Here is an 8,848-nt window from a genome sequence, read left to right as displayed (position 1 = left end):
GGACGCAGGGCGTCCGGGGCAAGAAAGGCTGTCGAAGATCGAGTGTAAAAGGGAGACTTGGATGTCCCGTTTTACATCACGAGATCAAAGACACGCTTGCTTTCAGCAATAAACCCCTGATGAGAAGGGCCGCACTGACTCACCCCATGATGCGTAACTGCATGGATGGGAAGCCAGCATTTCTTCTTAGTCCCAAGTGCAAGACGGTCAGGAAGGGATTAGCCGGTGCGTTCTGTTCTCGCCGGGTAAAGGTAGCCGGTGATGAACGTTATTCTGATGTACCGGATAAGAATAAATACTCTCATCCAGTCGAGGCACTCGAGTATGCCTTGCAAGGTGGAGGCGAGGGCAGGGAAGCAACAGTCGGTACAAGCAGGTTCAGAGAGCCGGTGGTGATCAGCAAGCGATTCAATCCGTTGAATCGTCATAACAGGTGAGATCCTCTTGTCGTAGGGAAACCGATTGTTTCCAGGCGGTTTTGGCACCCCCACCCCCCGGAATCCGTGCGTGTCTAGTATAAGAGGGGGTGTCCACGGAATATTTTCCTGAAAATGTCCGCTTACGGCCAGAAGCGGCCCGTCAGGCTACCACTTGTGAACAGCTCCTCATCGACTATAACAGTCAGTGAGAGTTGCAGATTCTTAGAATACAGTCGAGCCTATAGCCATGAACGGCTTATATACAAACGGAAAGGTGTCGATATACGGAGATTTTTTGTTGTCTGTGCACAACATACGCTGAAAAACTCCAGTATTGAACTTCGTTGTCTACTTGACGTAGATGCCTAAGCTGTCAGAGTAAGTTATCCGGGGGCGTTGTGAAAAAGGGTTTAAGGTAATTCACATATTGCATCCACGTATCAATGGCATTTTCCGGTGTCGGAAATCTATTATTAGCGAGCGCATCAGCGATGTATGCTTCGCAACTGCTTTCGTAGGTCAACCCACAGTTCTCCAGTACCTTGGTTACCTCAGATTTAGGGTTATGAACAAGCATTTCAAAGTCAACCGTGTAAAACATGTCTGGAAATAACGTTTTCCAATGTGCTAATAATTTATGATGCAGGTCGTATTTTTCCAGTATGTCTGAGAATTTGTAGCTGTAATTCTGCTGCTTGCCCTGAAAATATTTCCGGTATATTTCGAAGCAGTTGTCTTCGATGTTGCGTACGCTGTGAATAAATTTCGCATTCGGAAGACATAAATGTATTATTCCGATCAATAACTCCACCACACCAGGATTGGTACTAAGTATTCGTTTCTCGCCAAAAAGAGCGCGGTTTCTTTTTGAGTAGGCTTCTCCCACTTCTTTGAAAAGTGTGCAATCAATGGTGGAAAATACTTCTAAATCGGTCAGGTCAATTTCTTGTGAGAAAATGTCTCTTAAAGCTACATTAAATATACCTGACTCACCAGTAGCGATAATCTCACTGTGCTGGCCCAAAATGTCTTCCAGGATTGTTTTGCCTGATCTGGGTAGACCAATGATAAAGATTGACGGCTCTTTATTATGTCCAGTATGGGTACAACGATTTAAAATTTCTGAGTTAAATTTAGTAATTAGACGGGGCACCTTGTCACGGAAAATGGTGCCGTCATATGGTATTTCTGCTGACCTGATCTCGTTGGCTTTTTCAAAATGTGCAAACGAACGATCAAAGTCTGGCAGGTTGTGGTAAGCGTGGCCTAATGAAAAATGAATACGTGACTCATTTGCCGGAAGCAGCGAATCATCATTAAGAAGCAGTTCCAGCTTTGGTATATAGTTGCTGGCATCACTGTCTTTCACTTGTGTAACTAAATTGAAGTAGGCCTCTATGTTTTGTGGGTCCAGCTTTATGGCCTTGGTAAAAGAATCTATTGCTGATTGATGTTTACCTTGCAGGGCAAAGACTAGGCCAAGCTCATCATGAATGATTGCATTATCCGGAATGGCCTTCTTAGCGCTTTCCAGTACATCCATGGCATCATCATACTTGTGTAGTTTCTTTAAAATGATTCCTTTTTGAACTAAAGCCTCCACATAGCCAGGATTCACAGACAGGGCTGTGTTGATTGCATCTAGGGCTTCTGCAAATTGAAAGGTTTTTGTGTAAACATTGCCCAGATAGCACCAGGCTTCTGATAAGTCTGGTTTTATTGAGACGGCTTTTCCGAAGCTCTCAACGGCATCTTTAAGGTTATCGAGATTCAGGTATCCGATACCCTTGTATAAGAAAGCGATTGGATGGTTAGGGTTAATTGACAGTGCCTTGTCCAAGCAATCCAGTGATTCTTCAAATCGCCCCAGTGTGCCGCTAATAATCGCCTTACGTACCCATACATCTGTCTGGGCCGGATTGATTGCCAATGCCTTGTCATAGCTGCTAAGGGCGTCTGTGTTGTTACCCTGTATTTGAAGCGCTGTGCCTTTCCACAGCCATCCATGCGGGTCGCCGGGTGATAGAGTGGTTGCTCTGTTGAATGATTGCAATGCCTCCTTTAAGCGCGACAGTGTTAATAGCGAGTTTCCCTTTTTGAGCCAAGCTGTAGAGTTATCGGGAAGGACTTTTATTGCCCCCTGTCGTAGATCTTGATTGCCTGACTGTGTCGCCCTTTGGTGGCGTGGTGCATACCTTTCTTTAGGAGTGCGCGGTACTGGTCTAAATTACTCATATCCGCCTGGTTGGTTTGGTGTTGGTTAGGGATGCTGTAGCAGAAATTTGCATCTCAATATGCTAAAGGCATGTAGAGAAAATCACAACTGCAGAGAAAGTGGCCTCAATTATCAACTCTTGTCATTTATTGCCATTCTTCGTGAGTTAGAGCGCGATAGATTCAGCTTGCCCCTGTGATGTTAGAAAACTTATTTCAACATGAAATGACAGTTACCACCATTAAATTTCATTCCATCGACTGTCTGCAAGAGTTGGCTGCGAAAGTAGCACCTGACCAGCTTTGGGGCGGAAGAAGCCATTCATCCACACCCCATCCACACTTCCAAGCCCTTCCTAACACTTTCACCCACAAATGCCCTCAAATAACCTATTGATTATATTGAGTGGGGAAGTGTATATTTATACTCAGTAGTGCTGAGACAGCTCTCATAACCCGAAGGTCGTAGGTTCAAATCCTGCCCCCGCTACCAATTTCAGAAGCAAGTTACTCTGCTCATAACTTGTGAATTATTTAAAAGGCCTGATCGGTTTTCGATCAGGCCTTTTTTATTGCCTTGTAGTAGCGCTTGATCATGTGCGTGAGTATCTAGACAGCAGGTGGGATCACGTAGAAAAGCACCGAAAAGAAATGCAGGATGCTGCCCGCAAGAACAAACAGGTGCCAGATTGCATGGTTGTAGGCCAATTTCTTCCATACATAAAAAATAACACCAAAGGAATAACAAAAGCCACCGGCAAGTAGCAGGAGCAAACCACCTGTTTCTATTGATGCAATCATGGGTTTTATTGCAATCAGAACAATCCAGCCTAGTCCTAGATAGAGAGTGACAGAGAGGCGTTTCATTCGCTTCTCAACGAAAAGTTCGAGTGCTATCCCGGCTATTGCAATAGCCCAGACTAATCCGAATAGAGTCCAACCCCAAGCGCCACGCAAGCTAACTAAAGTGAAAGGCGTGTATGTGCCGGCTATCAACAGGAAAATCGCTGCATGATCAAGTCGCTGTAGTACATTTTTCGCTCGCTCATGAGTGATGCTGTGATATAGAGTGGAGACTGTATAGAGGAGTATTAATGTCGCGCCATAGATGCTTACGCTGATGATATGCCACGCATCACCATACAGGGCAGAGAATGCAACAAGTACGGCAAGTCCACCGATGCTGAGCAATACGCCCAGGCCGTGTGTCAGTGAGTGCGCGATTTCTTCTACAATAGTGTAACTATTTGGCATGACCAACCCATGAATTCGTGTTGATAGAGAAATTATTGCACAAAGAGCGAAGAACTTCCGCCTTGGCAGGCCCATGATAATCGGCATGTCACACCTGGTATTACAGACAAGTCTCGACGAGAAGCAGTTAAATTACATCAATAAGGTTCATCTGTCGGCGGAAAACTTGCTTGGTATTCTTAACGACATTCTCGATTTTTCCAAGATCGAGTCAGACAAGATGGAAATGGAAAATATTAGCTTTCGCCTTGAAGACTTGATCGATAATGTGGCCAACATTCTTCACCTCAAAAGCGAAGAGAAGGAGATTCTGTTTGATGTCACGATTGAACAGGATTTACCGACAGCACTGATCGGTGACTCGCTGCGCCTCGTGCAGATTCTGCTGAACCTGGGCAATAACGCGGTCAAATTCACTGGCAGCGGAGGTTCGGTCACCCTGGGTGTAGAGCTGGCTGATAGAGGGGGTAGCCAGGTTACACTGCATTTTTGGGTGAAGGACACGGGAGTTGGCTTAAAATCTGAGCAGCAGAAAACTCTTTTCCAGCCGTTTAAACAAGCGGACACGTCAACCAGTCGCAAGTACGGTGGAACTGGCCTCGGCCTTGCCATAAGCAAGCAACTCGTTGAAATGATGGGGGGCGATATCTGGGTAGAGAGTGAACTGGATGCGGGCAGTACCTTCCATTTCACGGTGAGATTGAAGGAGCAACAAGGCGTGCCCTCACTGCGCCGCTCAGAACAGGGCGTTGACGAGTTCGAGCAGAAAAATGCTATCGATCGACTCAAGGGGGCAAGGCTGCTGCTTGTAGAAGACAACCTGTTTAACCTGGAACTCGCAAGGGAAGTGCTGGTCAGCAATGGCCTCATTGTGGAGACAGTAACCAACGGCCAGGAAGCTCTGGAACTCATAAGTTCGTCTGGTGAAGAATTTGATGGTGTGCTGATGGATTGCCAGATGCCTGTCATGGATGGTTATATGGCTACACGCAAAATTCGCGAAATGGACAAATTTATGGACCTGCCGATCCTTGCATTGACTGCGAATGTTATGCAAGAGGATCGAAAAAGAGCGTTGGATGCCGGAATGAATGACCTGGTTGGCAAGCCGTTTAATATCAATGAGTTATTTTCTACCATGGCGAAATGGATAACGCCGACCAAGTCAGCTGACAACCCCTCGCCAGTGTGAGTCGATTATTCCGCAGAAACAGTTGATTTTCTTTACTTGGAGGGTGTATAGTTGCGCCCCATGGTGTTGGTACGGGATGTTTTGCCAATTGGGCACGGGTTAACAGCCTGCCTCGTTACCAAATAAGAACAATAAACCCCGTTTTCGGGGTTTTTTGTTATGCAGCGCCACACCGGTCATGGATCGGGTGATGGCGAGTAATATGGGCCACTGGGCCCATTTTTTATTTGTCCGGGATGTTGATTTGAAACAGGCACCGCAAAACCTTGTTGATCTGGCGCGTACCACAGCCGAAGCGATGGGCTACGAACTGGTGGGCGTGCAATTGATTAGCCGGGGAAACTACGGCAAGACCCTCAGGGTCTATATTGACCATGAGGATGGCATTACTGTGGACGATTGTGCGTCGTTAAGCCATCAGTTCAGCGGTGTGCTGGATGTTGAAGATCTTGTGAAGGGCAACTATGAACTTGAGGTGTCGTCTCCGGGTCTTGATCGACCGCTGTTTGAGATGGCCCATTTCGAACGATTTATCGGTCAGCCGGTAAATATTCGTATGGCAGACATGATTGAGGGTCGCCGCAAGTTTGAAGGCGTAATTCAGAGTGCTGCAGATAATGTAGTAACGATAGAAGTTGAAGATGGCAGCAAGATAGAACTGCCGTTTGATGAAATTGACATGGCACGGCTGGTTCCCGTGTTCGAAAAACAGGCGAAGAGATAACCGCTGCTTCCAGGAAATGCACAGATGAGCAAAGAGATTTTACTTGTTGTTGATGCTGTCTCGAATGAGAAAGACGTCGAGCGTGATGTAATTTTTAGTGCGATCGAAACAGCCTTGGCCACCGCTACGCGAAAAAAGCATGGTGGCGAGATAGATGCACGTGTCGATGTTGATCGCGAGGATGGCAGCTACAGGACCTTCCGCCGCTGGGAAGTCGTCGATCCGCAGGAGGACGGCAGCCTTGAATTCCCGATTCGTCAGATTACCCGCGATGCAGCCGAGGCGCTGGCAGAGCAGGGCGAGGAAGTAACCGATTTTCTCGAGGAAGAGATCGAATCAGTTGAGTTCGGTCGAATTGCGGCACAGATTGCCAAGCAGGTCATCAAGCAGGTGCTGCGTGACGCAGATCGCAACAAGGTCATGGAAGCATACAAGGATCGTGTCGGTGAGCTTGTCTCCGGTGTGGTCAAGCGCCTCAGCAAGGGTGCCGTGATCATGGATCTTGGTGGCAATGCAGAAGCTGAAATTCCAAAGAACGAACTGATTCCCCGTGAATCCGTACGTATCGGTGATCGCCTGCGCGGTTTTCTCTACGAGATCGATCCTGAGAATCGCGGTCCCCAGCTGATGGTGACGCGCACGCGTCCCGAGTTCCTTATTGAACTGTTCCGGCTTGAAGTGCCTGAAATCGGTGAAAGCCTGATCGAACTGCTTGGAGCTGCACGCGATCCTGGTTCACGAGCAAAAATTGCAGTGCATACACGTGATGCACGTATCGACCCGGTCGGTGCCTGTGTCGGCATGCGTGGTTCCCGCGTACAGGCGGTATCCAACGAGCTGTCAGGTGAACGTGTAGATATCATTTTATGGAACGACAACGCAGCACAGTTCGTCATCAATGCGATGGCGCCAGCAGACGTGGTTTCAATCGTTGTTGATGAAGATGCAAACAGCATGGATGTCGCCGTCAAGGAAGATAACCTGTCACAGGCAATTGGCCGTGGCGGTCAGAATGTCCGTCTCGCCAGCCAGCTGACAGGTTGGGAACTCAACGTAATGGGCGAGGAAGACGCTGCACGCAAGAGTGATGAAGAGGCGTCCAAGTATGTTGAACGTTTCATGTCCGAGCTGGACGTGGATGAAGAGGTTGCCACTATCCTTGTACAGGAAGGGTTCACCTCGCTTGACGAGATCGCCTATGTGCCTCTCGAAGAGATGCTGCAGATCGAAGAGTTTGACGAGGATATCGTCAACGAATTGCGTGATCGTGCAAATGACATGCTGTTGACGCGTGCCATTGCGAAAGAAGAGATACTCGAGCAGCCGCCGGCTGAAGATCTTCTAGGCATGGAAGGGATGGATGAGCAGACTGCCAACAAGCTGGCTGCAATAGGGATCATCACAATGGAAGACCTTGCAGAGCAGGGAGTCGATGATCTTCTCGAGATCGAGGGAATCGACCAGGAGCGTGCGGGTAAATTGATCATGACGGCTCGCGCACCATGGTTTGAAGAAGCAGAAGAGACTAACGAATAAGGGGTGTGGCAATGAGTGAAGTTACAGTAGCGCAGTTAGCTGCGGATGTCGGCATTCCGGTTGATCGCCTGCTCACCCAGCTTGGTGAAGCAGGTATCAGTAAATCCAGTGATACAGATGTCATCACCGAAGATGAAAAACGCGATCTGCTCGCTTTCCTGCGCCAGTCGCACGGTAAGAAGAGCGATGCTCCACAGAGTGCAACTGCACCGGCAGAACGCAAACTGACTCTCAAGCGCAAAACTGTCAGTGAATTGAAGCAACCAAGTGCAACGCGCAGCGTGGCATCACGTGGTACACCGTCATCCGGTAAAACTGTCAGTGTCGAGGTGCGTCGCAAGCGTGCCGTGATCAAATCTGCAGAAAGCGAGGAAGAGAAGAGTGCACTGCTCAAGGAAGCAGAAGAGGCACGCAAGGCACTTGCTGAACAGGAAGCTGAAAGAAAGGCGCTTTCTGAACAGGAAGAGGCACGTCGCGCTGCAGCTGATGAGCTGCGCAAGCAGGAAGAGGATGACCGTCGCAGCAAGGAAGAGAAGCTGCGTGCACGTGAAGAGGAAGAGCGTCAGCGCGAAGAGGCAGAGCGTTTCAAGAAAGAAGAGGAAGAGCGCGAGCGTCTCGAGGAAGAGAAACGCAAACTTGCCGAGGCTGAATCTACCAAGAAAGCCGTGGCCAAGGCCAAGGCCAACAAGGCAGCTGCCGAGGAAGCGCGCAAAAAACGTACGTCTGACAAGGGCGGACGCAAGGAGCTGCATGTTGCTGCAAATGCACCTCGTGGCAGGCGCAAGAAGAAAGACCGTTCCCGCGCCGCACAGCGCGACCACAACATCAACGTACCAGGCAGTGGCGAGCATGGATTCCAGATGCCGACCGAACCGGTTGTGCATGACGTGGAAGTGCCAGATACCATCTCCCTTGGCGATCTTGCCCAGCGCATGTCAGTCAAGGCACCCGAGGTTATCAAGACCCTGATGAACATGGGCATGATGGTCACCATCAACGAAGTGCTCGACCAGGATACAGCTGCACTTGTCGTCGAGGAGATGGGACACAAAGTCGTCTTCAAGAAAGCTGACGACGAAGAGCAGGATATTATGACTGCGGTCGACATCGAGATTGAAGGTGATACCCATCCACGTGCACCTGTTGTTACCATCATGGGTCACGTTGACCATGGTAAAACCTCGCTGCTTGATTACATCCGCACCTCACGCGTAGCAGCAGGCGAGGCGGGTGGTATTACCCAGCATATCGGTGCTTACAGTGTCGATACAGATCATGGAAAAATCACTTTCCTCGACACCCCGGGACACGCCGCTTTCTCTGCAATGCGTGCTCGTGGTGCCAAGGTGACCGATATCGTTATCGTCGTCGTTGCTGCGGATGACGGTGTTATGCCGCAGACAAAAGAGGCGATCCAGCACGCTCGTGCGGGCGGTGTGCCAATTATTATTGCCATCAACAAGATGGACAAGCCGGAGGCGAATCCGGACCGCGTCATGCAGGAACTGG

General features: G+C 49.0%; 6 protein-coding genes and 1 pseudogene. 5 read left to right on the top strand and 2 right to left on the bottom strand.

Annotation, left to right across the window (positions count from 1 at the left end; translation table 11 throughout):
* Positions 1-437 (top strand): annotated as a pseudogene (locus BOW51_RS04375) (hypothetical protein); the annotation flags it as partial.
* 355 nt (positions 438-792) lie between these two features.
* On the opposite strand, the gene BOW51_RS11410 reads toward BOW51_RS04375, so the two are convergent.
* Positions 793-2,553, bottom strand: a complete 1,761-nt coding sequence (locus tag BOW51_RS11410; RefSeq protein ID WP_281252862.1) for a tetratricopeptide repeat-containing sulfotransferase family protein — start codon at positions 2,551-2,553, stop codon at positions 793-795.
* Positions 2,554-3,242: 689 nt separating this feature from the next.
* On the bottom strand, positions 3,243-3,887 hold the full coding sequence (trhA, locus tag BOW51_RS04365) for a PAQR family membrane homeostasis protein TrhA (protein WP_078476618.1): 645 nt from the start codon (positions 3,885-3,887) through the stop codon (positions 3,243-3,245).
* Positions 3,888-3,972: 85 nt separating this feature from the next.
* On the opposite strand from trhA, the gene BOW51_RS04360 reads away from it, so the two are divergent.
* From BOW51_RS04360 to BOW51_RS11775, 4 genes are all read left to right on the top strand, one after another.
* Complete coding sequence (locus BOW51_RS04360; RefSeq protein ID WP_245828464.1) at positions 3,973-5,079, top strand: ATP-binding protein; 1,107 nt, start codon at positions 3,973-3,975, stop codon at positions 5,077-5,079.
* A gap of 190 nt (positions 5,080-5,269) precedes the next feature.
* A complete protein-coding gene (gene rimP, locus BOW51_RS04355) occupies positions 5,270-5,803 on the top strand; it encodes a ribosome maturation factor RimP (RefSeq protein ID WP_245828461.1) in 534 nt (177 codons plus the stop codon).
* A gap of 24 nt (positions 5,804-5,827) precedes the next feature.
* A complete protein-coding gene (gene nusA, locus BOW51_RS04350) occupies positions 5,828-7,339 on the top strand; it encodes a transcription termination factor NusA (RefSeq protein WP_078476613.1) in 1,512 nt (503 codons plus the stop codon).
* A gap of 11 nt (positions 7,340-7,350) precedes the next feature.
* On the top strand, positions 7,351-8,848 hold a 1,498-nt coding region (locus BOW51_RS11775; protein ID WP_135568052.1), incomplete at its 3' end, for a translation initiation factor IF-2 N-terminal domain-containing protein.

Source organism: Solemya elarraichensis gill symbiont, assembly GCF_002021095.1.
Classification (GTDB): Bacteria; Pseudomonadota; Gammaproteobacteria; order Chromatiales; family Chromatiaceae.
Note: the sequence above shows the minus strand (reverse complement) of the source record. Positions and strands in the feature narration are given on the sequence as shown.